Origin of the sequence: Streptomyces reniochalinae, from assembly GCF_003323735.1 — a bacterium.
GTDB classification, from domain to species: Bacteria; Actinomycetota; Actinomycetes; order Streptomycetales; family Streptomycetaceae; genus Streptomyces; species Streptomyces reniochalinae.
Genome location: NZ_QOIM01000025.1, coordinates 182814 through 201349 on the forward strand (window position 1 = coordinate 182814; position 18536 = coordinate 201349).

The 18536-nt window shown below is 76.3% G+C and carries 16 protein-coding genes and 1 pseudogene; 10 read left to right on the top strand and 7 right to left on the bottom strand.

Annotation, left to right across the window (positions count from 1 at the left end):
* Positions 1-11 precede the first annotated feature (11 nt).
* Genes DQ392_RS07480 through DQ392_RS07515 form a run of 8 tightly spaced genes read left to right on the top strand, consistent with a single transcriptional unit; the run spans position 12 to position 10540 of the window.
* Positions 12-1238: a glycosyltransferase family 4 protein gene (locus DQ392_RS07480; RefSeq protein WP_114014702.1), complete on the top strand. Its 1227-nt coding sequence runs from the start codon at positions 12-14 to the stop codon at positions 1236-1238.
* Positions 1235-3007 (top strand): exopolysaccharide biosynthesis polyprenyl glycosylphosphotransferase, encoded by a 1773-nt coding sequence (locus DQ392_RS07485; protein WP_114014765.1) that lies wholly within the window; start codon positions 1235-1237, stop codon positions 3005-3007. Before DQ392_RS07480 ends, DQ392_RS07485 begins: the two co-directional genes overlap by 4 nt.
* Complete coding sequence (locus tag DQ392_RS07490; protein ID WP_114014703.1) at positions 3004-4392, top strand: O-antigen ligase family protein; 1389 nt, start codon at positions 3004-3006, stop codon at positions 4390-4392. Before DQ392_RS07485 ends, DQ392_RS07490 begins: the two co-directional genes overlap by 4 nt.
* Positions 4389-6260 (top strand): lipid II flippase MurJ, encoded by a 1872-nt coding sequence (locus DQ392_RS07495; RefSeq protein WP_114014704.1) that lies wholly within the window; start codon positions 4389-4391, stop codon positions 6258-6260. The genes DQ392_RS07490 and DQ392_RS07495 overlap by 4 nt, the downstream gene beginning before the upstream one ends.
* Positions 6250-7014: a polysaccharide deacetylase family protein gene (locus DQ392_RS07500; RefSeq protein ID WP_114014705.1), complete on the top strand. Its 765-nt coding sequence runs from the start codon at positions 6250-6252 to the stop codon at positions 7012-7014. Before DQ392_RS07495 ends, DQ392_RS07500 begins: the two co-directional genes overlap by 11 nt.
* On the top strand, positions 7011-8276 hold the full coding sequence (locus DQ392_RS07505) for a glycosyltransferase (RefSeq protein ID WP_114014706.1): 1266 nt from the start codon (positions 7011-7013) through the stop codon (positions 8274-8276). The genes DQ392_RS07500 and DQ392_RS07505 overlap by 4 nt, the downstream gene beginning before the upstream one ends.
* 12 nt (positions 8277-8288) lie before the next feature.
* Positions 8289-9293 carry a YveK family protein gene (locus DQ392_RS34340; protein WP_181856319.1) on the top strand — a complete coding sequence of 335 codons (1005 nt, stop codon included), beginning with the start codon at positions 8289-8291 and terminating at the stop codon, positions 9291-9293.
* Positions 9290-10540, top strand: a complete 1251-nt coding sequence (locus DQ392_RS07515; protein WP_245981240.1) for a GNAT family N-acetyltransferase — start codon at positions 9290-9292, stop codon at positions 10538-10540. Before DQ392_RS34340 ends, DQ392_RS07515 begins: the two co-directional genes overlap by 4 nt.
* 55 nt (positions 10541-10595) lie before the next feature.
* Here the strand turns inward: DQ392_RS07515 and DQ392_RS07520 are convergent, their stop codons facing one another.
* Positions 10596-11903 carry a glycoside hydrolase family 26 protein gene (locus DQ392_RS07520; protein WP_114014707.1) on the bottom strand — a complete coding sequence of 436 codons (1308 nt, stop codon included), beginning with the start codon at positions 11901-11903 and terminating at the stop codon, positions 10596-10598.
* Between the two features lie 125 nt (positions 11904-12028).
* Between DQ392_RS07520 and DQ392_RS07525 the strand changes: the two genes are divergently transcribed.
* Together DQ392_RS07525 and DQ392_RS07530 are read left to right on the top strand one after the other, a co-directional pair.
* A complete protein-coding gene (locus DQ392_RS07525) occupies positions 12029-13468 on the top strand; it encodes a carboxylate--amine ligase (protein ID WP_114014708.1) in 1440 nt (479 codons plus the stop codon).
* 108 nt (positions 13469-13576) lie between these two features.
* Positions 13577-15034 carry an NAD(P)-binding domain-containing protein gene (locus tag DQ392_RS07530; RefSeq protein WP_114014709.1) on the top strand — a complete coding sequence of 486 codons (1458 nt, stop codon included), beginning with the start codon at positions 13577-13579 and terminating at the stop codon, positions 15032-15034.
* A 167-nt stretch (positions 15035-15201) separates the two neighbouring features.
* Here the strand turns inward: DQ392_RS07530 and DQ392_RS07535 are convergent, their stop codons facing one another.
* From DQ392_RS07535 to DQ392_RS07560, 6 genes and pseudogenes are all read right to left on the bottom strand, one after another.
* Positions 15202-15708 carry a hypothetical protein gene (locus DQ392_RS07535; RefSeq protein WP_114014710.1) on the bottom strand — a complete coding sequence of 169 codons (507 nt, stop codon included), beginning with the start codon at positions 15706-15708 and terminating at the stop codon, positions 15202-15204.
* A gap of 86 nt (positions 15709-15794) precedes the next feature.
* Positions 15795-16118 (bottom strand): DUF2795 domain-containing protein, encoded by a 324-nt coding sequence (locus DQ392_RS07540; protein ID WP_114014711.1) that lies wholly within the window; start codon positions 16116-16118, stop codon positions 15795-15797.
* Between the two features lie 56 nt (positions 16119-16174).
* Positions 16175-16591 carry a DUF2267 domain-containing protein gene (locus DQ392_RS07545; RefSeq protein ID WP_114014712.1) on the bottom strand — a complete coding sequence of 139 codons (417 nt, stop codon included), beginning with the start codon at positions 16589-16591 and terminating at the stop codon, positions 16175-16177.
* A gap of 277 nt (positions 16592-16868) precedes the next feature.
* Entirely contained in the window at positions 16869-17423 is a 555-nt protein-coding gene (locus DQ392_RS07550) for a sugar O-acetyltransferase (RefSeq protein WP_114014767.1), read from the bottom strand.
* Positions 17424-17568: 145 nt separating this feature from the next.
* Positions 17569-18208: pseudogene (locus DQ392_RS07555) on the bottom strand (helix-turn-helix domain-containing protein); the annotation flags it as partial.
* A 104-nt stretch (positions 18209-18312) separates the two neighbouring features.
* Positions 18313-18513: a hypothetical protein gene (locus tag DQ392_RS07560; RefSeq protein WP_114014713.1), complete on the bottom strand. Its 201-nt coding sequence runs from the start codon at positions 18511-18513 to the stop codon at positions 18313-18315.
* Positions 18514-18536: the final 23 nt, after the last annotated feature.

Consider the following 18536-nt stretch of genomic DNA (forward strand, 5'->3'; position numbering starts at 1 on the left):
CGGAGTCGTCCATGCCGAAACTGCTGGCACAGTGCACTGAACGGCGCGGCAGCGAGCCACGGGGGCGGATGACCGTCCTGCATCTCGCTCAACCCGTCGAGGGCGGCGTGGCACGCGTCGTCACCGCTCTGGCACGGGCACAGGTCCGTGCCGGGCTGCGCGTCGTGGTCGCCTGTCCCCGTGGCGGCACGCTGGAGCGGGACGCGGCCGCCGCGGGCGCGCTGACCGCGCACTGGCCCGCGGTCCGCGAACCCGGAGCGCGCCTCGCCCTGGAGATGTACGGCGTACGACGGCTGGTCCTCGGGTTCCGCCCCGACCTGGTGCACGCGCACAGCGCGAAGGCCGGACTCGCGGCGCGGCTGGCGCTGCGCGCCCGCGTCCCCACGATCCACCAGCCGCACGCCTGGTCCTTCGAGGCCGCACGGGGCCGAACCGCGCTGCCGGCCCGCGCCTGGGAACGGTACGCGACACGGTGGGCGGACCGGGTGCTGTGCGTGAGCGAGGCCGAGCGGGAGACAGGACGCGGCGCCGGACTCGACGCCCGCTGGTCGGTCGTGCGCAACGGGGTGGACCTGGAGAGGTTCGCCGCCGCCCCTTCGGGCCCGCCGCCACCCGGCGCACCGCCGGAAGCCGCGGGGCCCGCGGCGCTGCGGGAGAGGGCCGGGGCGGCGCCGCTGGTGGTGTGCGTGGGCCGGCTGTGCGAACAGAAGGGACAGCGCCACCTCTTGGCGGCCTGGCCGCGCATCGCCGCCCGGGTCCCCGGTGCCCGGCTGGTGCTCGTCGGTGACGGACCCGACCGTGACCGGCTGACGCGGTCGGCGCCGCGCGGCGTGGTGTTCGCCGGCGCGCGGGAGCAGGTGGACGCGTGGTACGCGGTCGCCGACCTGGTGGTGCTGCCGTCCCTGTGGGAGGGCATGGCCCTCACCCCGCTGGAGGCGATGGCCTGCGGGCGTCCCGTCGTCGTCACCGACGTGGACGGCTCGCGCGAACTGCTGCCCCCGGGGCAGGAAACCACCTGTCTCGTCCCGCCGGGCGACCCGGCAGCGCTGGCCGACACCGTCGCGGCGCTGTGCTTGGACGCGCGGCTGCGCCAGGAGTTGGCGCAGGCCGCTCTCAAGCACGTGCGCGCCGAGTTCGACGTGCGTGAGACGGCCGCCGCCGTGCTGAAGCTGTACCAGGAGGTGCTCAGGGAGCGGTGTGCGCCCGGCGTCCCCGCCGGGCTGTCGGAGGACCGATGACCACCGACAGCGCGGGCAGTGCGCCGGCCCGGCGGGCCGCGGACACCGGCACGGACGGGACGGCCCTCCCCGACCGGCGGGAACCGCGCGCCCGGATGGACCTTCCGGCCGGAACCCCGGCCCCGCGGGGGACGGCGGAGCCGGACGAGGCCGCGTCCGCGCCCGCCCGGACCGCTCCCGTCCTACCCCACCCGGTGTCGGGCACGGGCCCCGGGGACGAGGCGGCCGTGGCGCCGGAGCCCGGCGGCCGGCTGACCGTACCGACGGCGCCGCCCGAGCAAGTGCCCTCCGTGCCCGCGGTGCCCTCCGTGCGTGTGCTCGCGGTGCCGCCGGCGCGCGGTCCGGTCTCGGCGGGACCGCCCCGCTCCGCTGCCCGGCGCCGGCGCGCGGCGGCCGCGGAGCTGGCCGCCTGCGACCTGGCGGGAACCGCCACCGCCGTGCTGGTCTGCGCGGGCGGCCGGGCCGCGCCGCTCCTGCTGGCCTCCGCCGGCGCGGGCCTGCTGGCGCTGTGCGCGCGGGCGGGCCTGTACCGCCCGTGCCTCGACCCGCAGGCGCTGGACGAACTGCCCGCGCTCGGCGCACGGGTGGCCGCCGCCTGGTGCGTGGGGGTGACCGTGCTGGCGGTGTGCGGCGGCTCCGACGCGCTGAGCCTGGCCGGCATGCTCGCCGGGGTCACCCTCACCACCGCGCTGGCCTGCGCGGCGCGCGCTCTGGCGCACGGGCTGCGCCGCCACCGGGGGCGCCTCAGCCCGCGTGCCGCCCTGGTCGTGGGGCGCGGCGGGACGGCGCATGCGGTCACAGCGGCCCTGCTGGAGCGGTCGCGCTACGGGCTGCGCCCTGTGGCGCTGGTGGAACCGGCGGCCGAGGACGCGCCGGGCCCGCCGCCCGGCACGGGCGCCTGCCCCGCACCGTCCCCGCTGCCGGTCGTCGCCACCCTGGACGAGGTGGCGCGGGAGGTGGCGCGCAGCGCCGTCCAGGACGTCGTCTTCGTCCGCTCCCCCTGGGAGGAGGCGGACACCGCCGCGCTCGCCGGGCTGCTGGGACGGTACGGAGTGACCGGCTGGCTGGTACGGCCCGGCTGCGCGCTGGGAGCGCACGGCCCGCACGCCTCTCCCGGCGGCGGCCCCACCCGCGACGCCCACCTGTGGGGCTTCAGCTGCCGCCGCCTGGTGCTGGACTGCCCGCGCCCGCGTACCGGGCTGCGCAAGCGGGTGCTCGACCTCGCGCTGGTGGTCCCCGCGCTGGTGGCGGCGGCCCCGCTGCTGGCCGCCTGCGCGCTGGCCGTACGGCTGCTGGACGGGCCCGACGTGCTCTTCCGGCAGGAGCGGATCGGCCAGGGCGGGCGGCCCTTCACCCTGTTGAAGTTCCGCACGGTGCGGCCCGCGGACCAGCACGAGGCCGCGACCCGGTGGACAGTCGCCGGTGACACGCGCACCAGCCGGGTCGGCAGAGTGCTGCGCCGCACCTCGCTCGACGAACTGCCGCAGCTGTGGAACGTCGTGCGCGGCGACATGAGCCTAGTCGGGCCCCGCCCCGAACGCCCCTTCTTCGTAGGCCAGTTCAGCAGGATCCACCCCGGCTACGCGCAGCGGCACCGCACGCCCGTCGGCATCACCGGGCTGGCGCAGGTCCACGGGCTGCGCGGTGACACCTCCATCGAGGACCGCGCCCGGTTCGACAACCACTACATCGAGACCTGGTCGCTGTGGCAGGACGTGCGCATCATGTGCCGCACCGTCACCTCGTTCTTCCGCCTGGAGGGCCGGTGAGGGCGCTGCCCGCGGGGGCGGGCGCCGCGGTGTCGGGCTCTCCCCTTCCCCGGCTCGTGCGGTACGGGCCTGTGGTGCCCGTCGTGGGGACGGTCCTGCTCCTGTGCGCCCCGGCAGGACGTACGAGCCTGGACGGGCAGGGCGGTGTCACGCTCGCGGACGCCGCCTCGGGTGCGCTCGTGGTCTGGTGCGTGCTCAGGCTGGTCCGGGGGGACGGGCGCGGCGCGTCGGGCCCGGTGCTGACCTGGCAGGCCGCGCTCGTGCTCGGTGCTCCGGCCGCGGCGTTCGCCGCCGCGACGATCGCCGCCGCCGACCCCGCCGCCGGGCTGCCCGGGTTCGTGCGCTACCTCCAGTTGTTCGTCCTCGTCCCCTCGGCGGTGCTGTTGTCGCTGCGGGACGCGCGCGACGCGCGGCTGGTGTGCGCGGCGGTGGTGCTGCTGGCACTCGTGCAGGGCGCGGTCGGTGTCGTCCAGTCCGCCACCGGGACCGGCGCCTCCTACATGGGCGAGAACGTACGGGCCGTGGGCACCTTCGGCGCCCTCGACGTGATGGGCATGGCGACGGTCGTCTCCTACGGGCTGGTGACCACGCTCGCGGTTGCTCTCGCCCCGCCCGCCGCCGCGCCCCGCCGGCTGCGGCCGTACGCGCTGGGCTGCGCGGTACTGCTGCTGGCGCCGCTGGCCCTCTCCTACAGCCGGGGCGCGTGGATCGCGACCGCGGCGGCGTGTGCGCTGCTGGTCGCCCTGCGCGGGGCGCGGACGGCGGTGCCTGTCCTCGCCGCGCTGGCGGCCGCCGCGGTGGTGCTGGTCGGCGGCCTGTCGGTGGGTTCCGAGCAGCTCGCCGAGCGCGCCCGCAGCATCACCGAGGTCTCCTCCTCGCCCGACCAGTCGGTGACCGACCGTTACAGCCTGTGGAGCGCGGCGGTCGGCATGTGGCGTGCGGCGCCCGCGACGGGCGTCGGCCCCAAGGGGTTTCCCGCGCACCGCGACGCGCACGCCTCCCTCGCGCTCTCCTCAGGCAGCGACACGGCGGGCGCCGGGGTGCGCTTCCAGCGGGAGCCGCTGCTGTCGCCGCACAACATGTACCTCCTCGTCCTGAGCGAGCAGGGGCTCGTGGGCGCCGTCGCCCTCGTCGGCTCCTGGGCGGCGCTGCTGGTGTGCGGCCTGCGGCGGCTGCGCACCGCCCGCCGCGGAGGTGCGGGCTCCCGGGCCGCCGACTGCGGCATGGCCGCCGTCGGTCTCCTCGCCTGGCAGGGCATCGACTTCCTCTACGGCGACATCGGCGGCCCCTCCACCGTGCTGACCGCGCTCGTGCTGGGCCTGGCCGCCTGGTGGGCGCTCTCGCCCGCCGCGGAAGGGGCCGTCGACGGGGGCTCCACTCGATGACCGACACCACCCCCCGCCACCCCACCGTCTCCGCCGCCTCTGCCTCTCCCTCCGCTTCCCCTCTCGCTTCCGCGGGATCCGGGGGCGCGTCGGCGGACGCCCAGCACGCGACGGCGGGTTCACGGGAGGCGCCGGCCACCTCGCGGGGGCGCCCGCCCGGCGAGGCCCCCGCGCTCGGGCGGTTCCTCGCGTGGGCGGCCGCCGTCACGGCGGTGCTCACCGCTGCGGGGTCGCTGTTCGGGCTGCTACGGGACCAGTCCATCGCCCGGCTGTTCGGCGCGGATGCCGACACCGACGCGTTCCTGGTGGCGTGGACGATTCCGGAGCTGGCCTCCACCCTGCTGATCGAGGACGCCATGGCGCTGGTCCTGGTGCCCGCCTTCAGTCTGGCGCTCTCCCGCCGGGCGGCGGCCTGCGCACGCACGGACGGCGCGCTGCCGGACGCCCCGGGGACGGACGTCACGCTCACGGATGACCCGGTGCGGGCGCTGGTCGCCGCGACACTGCCCCGCCTGTCGCTGCTGCTGGCCGGGGCTGCCGGGCTCCTGGTGGTGGCAGCGCCCCAGGTGGTGCGGGTACTCGCGCCCGGGCTGCCCGACGCGGGGACGGCCGCCGCCTGCCTGCGGCTGACCGCGCTGACGGTCCTCACCTTCGGCCTGGCCGGATACTTCAGCGCCGCGCTCCGCGCCCACCGGCACTTCGTGGCGCCCGCGGCGATCTACGTCACCTACAACGCGGGCATCATCGCCGTGATGTACGCCGGGCACGGCCTGTGGGGCGTGCGGGCAGCGGCGCTCGGAGTCGCCGTCGGCGGGGCGCTGATGGTCCTCGTGCAGCTCCCGGCCTTCCTCTCCCGGCTCCCCGCACGCCGCGCCCGCCCCGCGCGCGGACAGCGCGCCGTCGCCCTGCCCGCCGGCGGTGCTGCGGCCGCCGGTGGGACTGCGGCCGACGGCGGCCCCGCGGCCGACGGCGGGACTTCGGCCCGCGGCGCGGCTGCGGGCGGTGCCGTGGGGGTCGGTCTCGGAGTCGTCGCGCCCGTCGTCACGTTCGCCGTCAGCCGCCAGGCGCAGGTCCTCTTCGAGCGCTTCATGGCCTCCTCGCTGCCTGCGGGTGCCATCTCGCACCTCAACTACGCGCAGAAGGTCGCCCAGTTGCCGATGGTGCTCTCGCTGATGGTGTGCACGGTGACGTTCCCCGTCGTCGCCCGCGCGATGGCCGACGGTGAGGCGGAGGTGGCCAGGCGGCGGGTCGAGAGGGATCTGGCGCTGGCCGGGATCGTGGTGCTGCTGGGGGCCGCGTACGTGGTCGCCTGCGCGCCGCAGCTGATCGGGCTGCTCTTCGAGCGGGGCGCCTTCGACGCGCGGGACACGGCCGCGACCGCCGCGGTGATGCGGGTCTACACCTGCGGGCTGCTGGGCCACAGCATGGTGGGCGCGCTGGTGCGCCCGTTCTTCTCCGGCAGCCGCCCGCCCTGGTACCCGGCCGTCGCCATGGGCGCGGGGCTCGCGGTCACCGCCGTGGCCGGAGTGGCGGCCGCGGGTCCGTGGGGCGTGTACGGCATCGCCGCCGCCAACGCGCTGGGCATCACCACCACCGCCGCGCTGCTGCTGCGCGGCCTCGGCGCCCGCGTGGTGGCCATCGACGTGCCCCGGGTGGCGGCCGGGCTGCTGCGCCTGCTGGTGGCCGCCGGCGCGGCCGCCGCCGCGGGCCGGCTCGCCGCGGGCCTGTTCCCGTCGCCGCTCGCCGCCGCGGCCGTCGGCGGAGCCGCCGTACTGGCCGCCTTCGCCGCGGTCGGCCGGCTGGTGGGGGCGCCGGAGTTGCCGAACCTGTTCGCCACCGTCACCCGGAGGATCACCCATGTCCGCTGACACCGGTTCACGAGCGCCCTGGGTGCTGATGTACCACTCGGTCTCCGACTGCGACGAGGACCCGTACCAGGTCACCGTCTCCCCCGCCCGCCTGGAGCGGCAGTTGCGCTGGCTGCGCGGGCGGGGGCTGAGAGGGGTGAGCGTCGGGCGGCTGCTGCGGGCGCGCGCCTGCGGGCGGGGCGGCGGCCTGGTGGGGCTGACCTTCGACGACGGCTACGCCGACTTCCTCACCGACGCGCTGCCGCTGCTGCGCCGCCACGAGTGCACCGCGACGGCCTTCGTGCTGCCGGGCCGGCTGGGCGGGGACAACGCCTGGGACGCGGAGGGCCCGCGCAAACCGCTGCTGGACGCGGAAGGCGTGCGGGCGGTGGCCGCGGCCGGCATGGAAGTCGGCTCGCACGGGCTGGTCCACACCGATCTGACGACGGCCGGCAACGCCGCACTGGAGCGGGAGACCGCGCACAGCCGCAGCCTGCTGGCCGAGCTCACCGGCACGGCACCCGAGGGTTTCTGCTACCCGTACGGGACGCTCGACACCCGCGCCGTCGACGCGGTGCGGGCCGCCGGGTACGCGTACGCCTGCGCCATCGACCCCGGGCCGCTGACGGGTGTGCACGCGCTGCCCCGCGTCCACATCGGCTCGCGGGACACCTGGGCACGGCTCCACCTGAAGAGGGTGCTGCACCCGCTGCGCCGCCGTCCGCTGCCCGCGCAGGGGGCCGGAGCGCCGAGTGCGAGCGGGGCCCGCCGATGAGAGTGCTGCACGTCATCACCGGGCTCGGGGTGGGCGGCGCCGAGGAACAACTGCGGCTGCTGCTGCGCAGGTTGCCCGCGCACGGGGTCGACTGCGACGTCGTCACGCTCACGGAGCCGGGCAGCGTCGCCGAGGGCATCCGGGGAGACGGCACCCGGGTGACGCACCTGGGCATGGGCGGCAACCGCGACCTCGCCGCGCTGCCCCGGCTGGTGAGGCTGGTGCGGACCGGGCGGTACGACGTGGTGCACACCCACCTGTACCGGGCCTGTGTGTACGGGCGGATCGCGGCGCGCCTGGCCGGGGTGCGCACCGTCGTCGCGACCGAACACTCGCTCGGCGAGGGCGTGCTGGAGGGCCGTCCGCTCACACCCGCCGTCCGCGCCCTGTACCTGGCGACCGAAAGGCTGGGCACCACGACCGTGGCCGTCTCCGCCACGGTCGCCGCGCGGCTGCGGCGCTGGGGTGTCCCCGCGGCACGGCTGTGCACGGTGCCGGGCGGCATCGACGCCGCCCGCTTCCGCTTCGACGCGGCCCGGCGCGCCCGCGTACGGGAGGTGCTGGGCCTGGCGCCGGACGCCTTCGTGGTCGCCGGTGTGGGCCGGCTGGTCCGAGGGAAGCGCTTCGACACGCTGGTGGACGCGGTGGCGGCGGTACCGGGGACGCGGCTGCTGCTCGCGGGCGACGGGCCGCAGGCGGCGCCGTTGCGGGCCCACGCCGAGGCGGCGGGCGCGGCCGCCCGTGTGCGGCTGCTGGGAGAGTGCGCCGGCGGCCTGCACGACGACGCCGGGCGAAGCGACGGCACCGGCCGGAGTGGGGGCATCCCGGGCGTGCCCGGCGTGCTGGCGGCGGCTGACCTGCTCGTCTCCCCTTCCGACGAGGAGTCGTTCGGACTGGCCGTCCTGGAGGGTCTCGCCGCGGGGCTGCCCGTGCGGTACGCGGCGTGCCCGGCCGTGCAGGACCAGCCGCCCGAACGGGCGCCGGGGGCCCGCCGGTTCACGCACGCACCGGGTGAACTGTCCGCCGTGCTGCGCGAGGCGCGCGCGGCGCACCTGGCCGACCCGCGCAGACTCCCCGTGCCCGACGTCGTCCGGGGGTACGACATCGACTGCTGCGCCGCCCGCCTGGCCGACGTCTACCGGGCCGCGCTCGGCCTGCCGCACGCCCCCGCCGCCGGTGGCCAGGCCCGGCGGCACGGCCCTTTGTCCCCGCACCGCAGGGCATCCGCACCGGCACCCGCACCCGAGCACGCCCCCCGATAACGAGGTGACCCCATGTCCACGACCGCACCGGGACAGCCCGCAGGAGAGCCCACGCAAACGGGCCTGCCCGCGCGTCCGCGAGCGGCCCGCCGCAGCGGCACGCGCCCCTCGCGCCGGGTACCCGGCTGGTGGCCGCTGCCGGTGTGCGCCGTGCTGGGCGCGCTGGCCGGCGCCACGTACGCGACGGTGGCGGAACCGCGCTACGAGGCGTCCAGTTACGTGCTCGTCTCCCCCGGCGAGCAGGCCGAGGCGACGTCAGCGCTCGGCTACGCCCAGGCGTACGGGAAGATCGCCACGGACGCCGTGGTCCTCACCAGGGCCGAAGCCTCCTTCGACCTGCCGCGCGGCGAGCTGCGCACGCACGTGCGGGCCGGCACCTCGCCCGACGCGCCCATGGTGCAGATCACCGGCAGTGCGCCCACGGCCGATGACGCGGCCGACTACGCCGACGCGACCGCCGCGGCCCTGGCCCGCACGGCGACGAAGTCGTCGGCCAGTACCGGCGTGCGGCTGACGGTCGTCTCCCACGCCACCGCCACGGCCGAACCCGTCTCCCCCCGGGCGCCGCTGGCCGTGGCCGTGGGCGGAAGCGCGGGCGGGCTGCTCGGCGGCCTGGCGCTGCTGGCCCGGCCCCGGCGCCGCGACGCCGAGGGACCGGCGCTCGTGCCCGCCCCCGCCCGGGGCGCCGACGCGGAGGAGGGACCGGACGCCGGGTCGGGCGAGAGCCACGGGATCGTCCGCGCGACGGACGACTCCGAGACCGCACACGTGCGAAAGGCGCCGGGAGCCGCCCGCTCGCCGGAGACGGCGCCGGGAGCCGCCGGCGCGGACGGCAGCGCGGACGGCAGCGCGTGCGCGGGCGGCAGCGCGTGCGCGGACGGCGGCGAGGGCACGCACGCGACAGCGGAACCCGGCACCGCGCACGTGACGGAGAAAGCCGCACACGCACCGGAGAAGGCCCCGCTCGCGACGCGGAAGACGCCGCACGCGGCGGAGAAAGCGGAGGCGGGGCGGTGAATTCTTCCTACTCTCCGCCCACGCGCCGCAGGTTCCCCTACGCGCGCCGCAAGTTGGCGGGACCCGTCCTCTCCCCCTGGCGGGGCGGGCGCGGTGAGGCCTCGGGGCGGCCGCCCGTGCGGCTGACCGCCACGCTGTGCCGGTCCGAGGAGGAGTTCACGGAGCTGGCCGAGGAGTGGGACGGGTTGCGGGCTCGCAACCGCTCGGCCACCCCGTTCCTCAGCCACGCCTGGCTGGCCTCGTGGTGGCGTGCCTACGGCCGGCGGGGCAGGCTGCGGGTCGTCCTGGTGCGGGAGAACGGCCGTCTGGTGGCCGCCGCGCCGCTGATGCTCGTCCACCGGCCACTGCCCGTGCTGGTCACGCTCGGCGGCCAGATCTCCGACTACCAGGACGTGCTGCTCGACGACAGCTGTTCCCGTGCGGCCGACGCGCTCGCCCGCGCGCTGTACGCGGCCTCCCGTACCGCGGTCGTCGACCTGCGCGAGGTGCGTCCCGGCGGGGCCGCCGAACGCCTGTACGCCGCCTGGCCCGGGGTGCGGCGGCGGCTGGCCGACTCGGTCTGCCTGGAGCTCCCCGGCGTCCCCATGGAGGAGATGCTGCGGCGGCTCGCTCCCGCCAGCGCCAAGCGCACCCGGCGCAAACTGCGCCGCATCGACGAGCTCGGTATCGAGGCGCACGAGGTGACGGGTGAGCGGGTACCGGAGTCGGTGAGCACCATGCTGCGGCTGCACGAGCGCCAGTGGCGGGGCCGCGGCGTGACCCCCGAACACCTGCGGCCCCGCTTCCGCGCCCACCTGGTGGGCGCCGTGGAGCAGCTGGTGGCCAGTGGAGACGCGGCGGTGACGGAGTACCGGATCGGTGGCCGGGTCGCCGCCTGCGACGTCGCCCTCGTCTCCCGGGACCTGGTGTGCGGCTACCTGTACGGCGCGGACCCGGCGCTGCGCGACCGGCGGGTGGACATCGCGACCATGCTGCTGCGGCACGACGCCCACTTCGCGTCGGCCACCGGGCGCGGCACCCTGAGCCTGCTGCGCGGCACCGAGCCGTACAAGTTGCGCTGGCAGCCGGTGACCGCGGCCAACCGGCGCTACCTGCTGGCCCGCCCGCAGCTGGCGCCGGCCCTGGAGCTGCTCGCGGCGAAGGCGGCGGCCCGCGAGGCCGCGGCCCGCCTGGTGCGCGAGCGCGGCGCCACGGCACGGGTCCGTACGCTGCTCGACCGCGCGGCCGCGCTCCGGCCGCGCACGTGACGGCGTGACGGCGGCACGCCGGGCCGCACACCGGCGGGCTCCGTCCCGGTGCGGGCTAGCCCTCCAGGGCGCGCAGCCAGTCGAAGCGGACGCAGTACTGTCCGATCTCCCAGCACCGCTCCCACCACGGGCGGGCCGGTGCGGGGGGCGCCGTGCCCGTGGTGGCGGGGCGCGAGGGCCTCGACTGCCCGGCCTGGCGCGGCGGCTCGGTACCCGGAGGCCGGGTGCCCGGGGGCGGGGCGGTGGGCGAGCCGCTGTGCCAGGGCACCACGGGCGGTTCCGGCTGCGCGAACAGCGCCATCCTGAACGTCTTGGAGGACGTCGGGTTGGAGCGGCACCGCCACACGCCGTGCGGGCAGTAGTCGCTGATGGTCTGGTAGAGCGGCTTGTGCCGGTCCATCCAGCCGAGCATGGAGCGCACGTACTCGGCGTTGTCGCCGTTGCGGAACAGCCCCCACTCGGGGTACGAGAGGGGCTTGCCGTGGCGGGCGGCGAAGTCGACGTGCGCCTGGAGTCCGTACGGCTCGCGCACCTGTTCGTCGAAGCTCATGCCCTCCGGCTGGTCGTAGGCGTCCATGCCGAGCACGTCGACGGCGTCGTCGCCCGGGTAGCACCGGGTCCAGGGGATCGCGTCGCGGCCGCGGCTGGGCGCGAAGTCGAAGCGGAACCGCTGCCCCTCCACCGCCCGCATGGTGGTCACGACGCGCCGCCAGTACGCCTTCCAGGCGCGCGGGTCCGGCGCGCAGCGATGCGTGTAGGTCGTACCGTTCATCTCCCATCCGAGCACCACCACGGTGTCGGCGAGCCGCGCTCGGACCAGGTTCCGGGCCAGTGTGCGGAAGTGGGCGTCGAACCTGCCCGCCGCGCCCTCGCGCAGCAGGGCGCGCACCCGTTCGTCGTCCAGCCGCGCCTCGTTGCGCGCCTGCATGGGAACGTTCAGCACGAACAGCCCGGTCGGATCCGCACGCCGCCAACGCGCCCAGGGCCGCAGGAACGCCGGCTGCCCCTCGATGTCGGACCACAGCCGGCCCGGCAGGTAGGTGTGTCCCACCCGCAGCTTCGTGCCGCCGAGCCACTTCTCCATCTCCGCCATGCGGCGCACGCCCTCGGGACCGGGGCCGAGGAACGCGCCGAGCGCGCGGCCCGACGGCGTGGACGCAGCGGGGGACCCGGACGGCCGGACGGAGGGCGAGGGCGCCGGCTCGCGCTCCTGACGCTCACCCGGGCGGAGTCCGGACTGGCGTTCGGCGACCGGCAGCACCGTGCAGGAGGCCAGCAGCACCGTGCAGGAGGCCAGCAGCACCGCGGCGGTGACACCTGCGTGCAGGACCGCCCTGACCCGCCCGCGTCCGTCGCTGCGCATGGCTCCTCCTGGCCGCCTGTGGCCCCCGGCGCGTGTCCGCTCGTGTGCCGGTCGACATTCCTGATGATCTGTCAGCGGAATTCTCACCCCGTCCACCCGCCCCGCGTCTGAAGGACATGCCCCTCATGCCGTCGTTCGCCACGGACGTGCCAGCGCTGCTGCTGCGACTCGACCCGAACCCGTACCACCACGGCACCCTGGGCGCCGCCAGATCGCTGGGGCGCGCCGGCGTGGAGGTGCACGCGCTGCTCGGTACGGCCCCGGGCCCGGTCGGCAGGACCCGCTACCTGCACCGGCTCCACACGCCGGTGCGGTGGTCGGCCGCGGGCGCCGCGGGAACGCCGCCGGACGACGAACTGGAGCGGGCGCTGCTGGGGGCGGCGCGTGCGATCGGCAGGCCGGCCGTCCTCGTCCCGCTCGACGACCACTCGGCGATCGCCGCCGCCCGCCTCGCCCCCCGGCTCGCCGGGCCCTACCTGCTGCCGTCCGTCGCACCCCGGCTGCCCGCCCTGCTGGCCGACAAGGCGCAGCTGGCCGCCCTGTGCGACCGCACCGGCGTCCCCCATCCGACCACCGTGCTGCCCGGCAGCGCGGCGGAGGCGGCCCGCGAGGCGGCGGCCCTGGGGCTGCCCGTGGTGGCCAAGTGGAGCCGCCCCTGGCTGCTGCCGCCGGGCCTGCGCAGCACCGCGCTGGTCCGCACACCCGGGGAAGCCGCGCGGCTGTTCGCACGGAGCGCGGAGGCCGGCAGCGCGCTGCTGTTGCAGCGCAGGCTGCCCGACGGCCCGGGTGCCGACTGGTTCTTCCACGGGTACGCGGCCGAGGGCGGCCGGTTCCTGGCCTGCGGCGCGGGACGCAAGGAGCGCTCCTGGCCCCCGCACACGGGTCTGACGGCCGTCGGGACCTGGCTGCCCAACCCGTCCGTGGAACGGGCGGCGGCGCGGCTGGCGGCCCGGTTGGACTACCGCGGCATCCTCGACCTGGACTTCCGGCTCGACCCGCGCACCGGCGTCCACCACCTGGTGGACTTCAATCCACGGCCCGGCGCCCAGTTCCGCCTCTTCACGGACGAGAACGGCGTGGACGTGGTCCGCGCCCAGCACCTGCACCTGACCGGGCGCACGGTGCCGGCGGCGCGCGGCGGTACGGGGCGCACGTACGTCGTGGAGAACTACGCGGTCCTCTCCACGCTTGTGGGCCGGGCCCCGGGGGCGCCCTTCGGCCGTACCGGCCGCGCACGGCCGAAGGGCGGGCCGGTGGAACGCGCCTGGTTCGCCGCCGACGATCCGCTGCCCTTCGCCGCCATGGCGGCGGGCTGGCTGGGACGCTGCCTGCGCGAAGGGCTGCGCCTCGGTGGCACACGCCTCGGTCCCCGGCACCGCGGGAAGCGGCGACGACGGGGGCTGCGGGCGAGCCGTGCGGTGGTGCCGCGTCCCGCGACCTCCGCCGCGCCTGGGGCCCTCGCCGCGCGCCCCGCTCCCGCGGCACCGGCCGCACCGGCCGCACCGGCGCCACCGCACCGGCCGTCGCCAGGGCCCGACAAGCGTTTCCTGGCCGCCGACTCCTGACGTCGCCTTCCCGCCGGGCCGCGACCCGCACCCCGCGCCCTCGCCCGTCTCGCCACCCACAGCCCACAGCTCCAGACCCCGCAACGCCGCACAGAGAGAAGGAAACCCATGTACGACCTCGTCGTGGTGGGCGCCGGCCCCTACGGACTGTCCGTCGCCTCGCACGCCGCAGCCGCCGGGCTCAACCTGCGGCTGCTGGGCAGACCGATGGCGTCGTGGCGGGACCACATGCCGCGCGGCATGTTCCTCAAGTCGGAGCCCGACGCCTCCGCGCTGTCCGACCCTTCGGGCACCCACACCCTCGCCGGCTACTGTGCCGAGCGCGGTATCGAGGTCGCGCACGGGAGCCCGCTGCCGCTGGACACCTTCACCGAGTACGGCGCCTGGTTCGGCCGGAACGCGGCGCCGCCCGCCGACGAGCAGACGGTGACACGGGTCTCCCCCCGCGTCGAGGGGTTCCTGCTGGAGACGGCGCAGGGCGAGCGGCTGATGTCGCGCGCCGTCGTCCTGGCCGTCGGCGTGCTGCCGTTCGCCCAGCGGCCACCCGTGCTCGGCGGCCTCCCCGCCGAGCTGGTCAGCCACAGCACCCACCACCGCGATCTGAGCCGGTTCGCGGGCAAGGACGTGACCGTGGTGGGTGCCGGGCAGGCCGCGCTGGAGACGTCGGCGCTGCTGGCGGAGGAGGGTGCGCGCGTGCGGGTCGTCGCCCGGGCGCCCCGCATCGACTGGAACGCGCCTCCCCAGCCGCTGGCGCGCGGCCGGCTCACGGCGCTGCGCGACCCGCACAGCGCGCTGGGCACCGGCTGGCCCAGCTGGGTGTGGTCCCGGCTGCCGTCCGCGGTGCGGCGGCTGCCCGCCGCCACGCGGCTGCACATCGCCCGCAACGCGCTGGGCCCCGCGGGCGCCTGGTGGCTGCGGGAGCGCTTCGAGACGGCCGTGCCGGCGCTCCTGGGGCACACGATCACGGCTGCCGACCGGACGGCGCCGGGTGTCCGCCGGGTCGGCGGCGTGCTGGGCGAACGGGTGCGGCTGTGGCTGGCGGCGGCGGACGGAACGGCCTCCACCCTGGAGACCGATCACGTGGTGGCCGCCACCGGGTTCACCCCCGACCTGTCCCGGCTCGGCATGCTCGACTCCTCGCTGCGCGAGGGGCTGCGCCGGGTCGGCACCGGAGACGCGCCCTGGCTGGACGCGCGCTTCCAGTCCTCCTGCCCGGGGCTGTTCTTCGCCGGGCTGCTGACGGCTCCCTCGTTCGGGCCCGCGATGCGTTTCGTGCACGGGGCGTCGTTCACGGCGCCACGGCTGCTGGAGGGCGTGCTGCGGCACAGGGCCGAGTCGTCGGCGGCGACGGCCGGCACGGGTGTGCCGCCCGTCCGCGACACGTGGGAGCGAGAGCAGCAGGTCGTGCGGGGACCGCTCAGCGGCCGGCGCCACACCCGGCCCGCCGGCGGGACTCCGAGCCCTTCCGGGGACGGCACGGGGCGACTGCCCGCGCCGGTCAGCGGAGCGAAGGACGCGGCGGAGGCGGTGGACGCGAGGAGGGGCGGCGGCGGCCGGGCGGAGTGACCGGGCGCTGTCTTCCGGTGCCCCGCTTCCGCGGCCCGGTCGGCCCCCGGGGCCGGCCGGGTGACGGTGCTGCCCTCACCCGGCCGCACCGTCACCCGGCCAGGACGGTCACCCGGCCAGGACGGTCACCCGGCCAGGACGGTCGCCCGGCCGGGACGGTCGCCCGCTCAGCGCCCGGGCTTGCTCTCGTAGCGCGAGTCGACGTCGGGAGTGTCGGTGCTCTGTAGCTCGGTGGCGAGGTGATGCACGGTCACCAGGTCGTGCATCATCGTGCGGGTGCGGTTCCTGGGCATCGCCGCCTCTCGTGAGACGTCCTCCAGACTGACCGCCTCGCCGCCGTGCTGCTCCTCGGCTGTGACCAGGGCGCGGAAGACCTTTTCGTGCTCCTGCGAGTAGCCGGGCCTGCCCCTTCCCTGGTACGGGCTGCGCGGCTCCGCAGGGCCGACCCCGCCGCGTGGCGCGGGGCTGGGCGCCTCCGCGCTGTGGCCCTGCTTGCCCTGCCGCTGGGCCAGCATCTCCTCGTCCTGCCGCGCCGACGGGCCCGCGCGGTGGGCACGCTGTTTGGACGCTCCCGTCGTCACGCTGCGGGCGCTGGGCGGCTCCTCGTCGCGGTGGGCCTTGTGTGCCGCGGCGCGCCGCTGTTCCTCGTCGCCTTCGACCTTCTTGCGCACCATGAGGGTCCTCCCACGGTTCGTTGTAGGTGCCGGGCTGGGCTGCTGTGTCGCGGTCGGTGTGCGGGTGCCTGCCCAGCGGTCCGAGCTCAGCGGTCGAGTTCGTCCTCGACCGGTGGTTTGGGCACCTCACGCAGGTGCTCCGACTGCCGGTGCTTGCCGCCCAGTCTGGCCTGCTCGGCGCGTTGTGCGGGGCTGAGGTCGAGGTCCGAGTCGGGGTCCACGCGGACGGAGCGTGCCACCTCCTCGCGGTTGGCGTACTCCTCGGGTGGGATGCCGCGCAGTGCGACGCGGACCTCGCCCGAGGCACCCGCCTCCGACGCAGCCCGCATCAGCTCGTCCTTGTCCGCCGGGAAATCCACGTCGCCGAGCGCGGCCAGCACCTGGTCGACGGTGGTGTGCGCAGTGCTCATGCTGCTCGCTGCCTTTCTGAGCCGACGCCTTCGCCTGCCGTTCCTCGCGGCTCGGCTCAGGTTCCGGCGGTGCCGGTGCTGCCCGAGAACAGGACGGAGGCGAGTTCCTCGTCGAGTGACTGGCGGATGCGTTCGGTCAACGCGCCCTGCGTGGCCTCCTCCAGCAGTTCGACGACCGTGCGGGCCTCGTGGACGGCCTTGGGCGGGTCGGTCCTGGCGCGCCGCGCCACCCGGTCGAAGAACTCGTGGCGGTCCATCCGCACGCCGGTGACGGGCTCGTCGGGGGCGAGCTCCACTCGGCGCAGGTGCTCTCCCAGCTCGGTGGGGAGCTGCGCGGCGAGCTTCTCCGCCATCGGGGCCGGGATGCGCTCGGCCAGCGTCTCCAAGGTGGCCCGCGTTCCGGCTTCCGCCGCTCCTCTGCTGTTCAGGTGGGCCCGCGCCTGCACCTGACCGATGAACTCGTCGTGCTGCATAGCCGTTCACCTCACTCATGTCACTCAAGCGGTCCAACGCGCGTCGCTTTCCAGCATGCGCGCCGCTCGCACGGGTCGCACATCGGCCGCGGGCGCCGTCGGCCACGGCCCTCACGCGGGCCCGCACGGCTGGATACGGAGCGGAGCGACCGTGCGGGAGCGGAGGCGTCGGCGGCGAGGCGACCAGCGAGGGAAAGTCAGCGGTGGGACGTCAGCGGTGGGGCGTCAGCGGTGGGGTTTCAGCGGCGGGAGCCGGTCACGGCGCACAGCGTCCCGGTCACAGTTTCCGCACCACGCGGGCCGGGTTGCCGACGGCCAGGACGCCTGCAGGCAGGTCTCCCACGACCACGGAGCCGGCCCCGACGACGGTGTCCGAGCCGATCGTCACCCCGGGGCAGACGATGGCTCCGCCGCCGAGCCACACGTTGTCGCCGAGGGTGATGGGCACCGCCTTCTCCCAGCCGGCCCGCCGCCGCTCGGCGTCCAGCTCGTGGGTGGGCGTCAGCAGCTGGACGTTGGGGCCGATCTGCCCGTTGCGTCCGATGGTGATGGGCGCGGCGTCCAGGAAGACGGCACCGAAGTTGATGAAGGTGTGGGCGCCGATGGACAGGTAGGTGCCGTAGTCGCAGTAGAACGGCGGCCGGATCGTCACGCTCTCACCGAGCTCGCCGACCAGCTCCTGGAGTACCGAGCGGCGCTCGGCGGCCGTGGCGGCGCCCGCGGCGTTGTAGGCGGCGCACAGCTCGGCCCGCCGCTCGGTCGCCGCCTGCAACTCGTCGTCGTCGGGGAGGTACCACTCCCCCGCCAGCATGCGCTCCTTGTTGTTGCCCATCTCGCCCACAAAGCTCCTTTTACTGCGGTGAGCAGGCCGGTTTCCGTTCGAGTGCCACTCTTGCAGACCTGTTGGGCGACGGGCGCGGAAAAGCCCCGGAAATCTTCCGGCGACTCTCGACGCAAACACCTCTTGCGGTCTCCAACTACTCCGCGTAAGGCAGGTCAGCCGCATCCGGTCGGTCACAGGGCCGTCCGGTACGTCGCCACGACGGGCTACGGCGCCGCCCGGCTCCGCGCTCCTGTGGGCGCGGGTCCCGGCAGCTCGACCCGTCCGAAGCGCTGCGGTACGCCGTCGGGCTCAGCCCCGTCTCGCGGCGCAGCCTGGCACGGAGGTTGGCCGCCGTTCCCAGGCCGCTGTCGCGGGCGACGACGTCGAGCCGTTCCTCACCGCGCGCGATCAGCCGGCAGGCCAGCGTGACGCGTTCACCGGTCAGCCAGGCCGGCGGCGTGGTGCCCAACTGGGCCCGGAACCTGCGGTGGAGCGTGGCCTGACCCACCGCGTGCCCGGGTGGCGAGGTCGGCGACCGTCAGCGGCTCGGCCAGCCGCTCCGCGGCCCAGGCCAGCAGCGGCGCCAGCGACTCCTGGGGGACGGGCGGCAGCGGCCGCTCCACGAACTGCCGCTGCCCGCCGTCCCGGTGCGCCGCGAAGACAAGGCGCCTGCTGACCGCGTTGGCCACCTCGGCGCCGTGGTCCCGGTGCACCACGTACAGGCCCAGGTCCAGCGCGGCGGCGCTGCTCGCGGCGGTGAGGATGTCGCCGTCGTCGACGAACAGCGCGTCGGGACGGCGCACTGCGCATCGCGCTGCGCGAGGACGGCGGGGAGCGGACGGTCACCACCCGGTCCGGCCGGTCCACTCGGTCCAGCCGGTCCGCTCGTTACGTTCGGTCACTCGTTGCCGGGGCGCTCGCCCTTGGGTCCACGGCCGCGCTCCGTACGCGGGCCCGTGGGCCGCCAGTGCGGATCGCGTTCCATCTCCCGCTTGGCCGCCTCGTTCGCCTCCTGCGCGTCGGTGTGGCCGCTCCTCTCCTGGTCCTTCCGGCGCCGCGCACGGTGCTTGTCGTAGCTCTTGCTGCCGGGTTCCGGCACTGCGCTCACCTCCCTCGCATCGG

Bases quoted from the DNA above. Each gene is read 5' to 3' on its own strand.
- DQ392_RS07480 (WP_114014702.1), top strand. From the start codon at position 12: ATGCCGAAACTGCTGGCACAGTGCACTGAACGGCGCGGCAGCGAGCCA.
- DQ392_RS07485 (WP_114014765.1), top strand. From the start codon at position 1,235: ATGACCACCGACAGCGCGGGCAGTGCGCCGGCCCGGCGGGCCGCGGAC.
- DQ392_RS07495 (WP_114014704.1), top strand. From the start codon at position 4,389: ATGACCGACACCACCCCCCGCCACCCCACCGTCTCCGCCGCCTCTGCC.
- DQ392_RS07500 (WP_114014705.1), top strand. From the start codon at position 6,250: ATGTCCGCTGACACCGGTTCACGAGCGCCCTGGGTGCTGATGTACCAC.
- DQ392_RS07505 (WP_114014706.1), top strand. From the start codon at position 7,011: ATGAGAGTGCTGCACGTCATCACCGGGCTCGGGGTGGGCGGCGCCGAG.
- DQ392_RS34340 (WP_181856319.1), top strand. From the start codon at position 8,289: ATGTCCACGACCGCACCGGGACAGCCCGCAGGAGAGCCCACGCAAACG.
- DQ392_RS07520 (WP_114014707.1), bottom strand. From the start codon at position 11,903: ATGCGCAGCGACGGACGCGGGCGGGTCAGGGCGGTCCTGCACGCAGGT.
- DQ392_RS07525 (WP_114014708.1), top strand. From the start codon at position 12,029: ATGCCGTCGTTCGCCACGGACGTGCCAGCGCTGCTGCTGCGACTCGAC.
- DQ392_RS07530 (WP_114014709.1), top strand. From the start codon at position 13,577: ATGTACGACCTCGTCGTGGTGGGCGCCGGCCCCTACGGACTGTCCGTC.
- DQ392_RS07535 (WP_114014710.1), bottom strand. From the start codon at position 15,708: ATGGTGCGCAAGAAGGTCGAAGGCGACGAGGAACAGCGGCGCGCCGCG.
- DQ392_RS07540 (WP_114014711.1), bottom strand. From the start codon at position 16,118: ATGAGCACTGCGCACACCACCGTCGACCAGGTGCTGGCCGCGCTCGGC.
- DQ392_RS07545 (WP_114014712.1), bottom strand. From the start codon at position 16,591: ATGCAGCACGACGAGTTCATCGGTCAGGTGCAGGCGCGGGCCCACCTG.
- DQ392_RS07550 (WP_114014767.1), bottom strand. From the start codon at position 17,423: ATGGGCAACAACAAGGAGCGCATGCTGGCGGGGGAGTGGTACCTCCCC.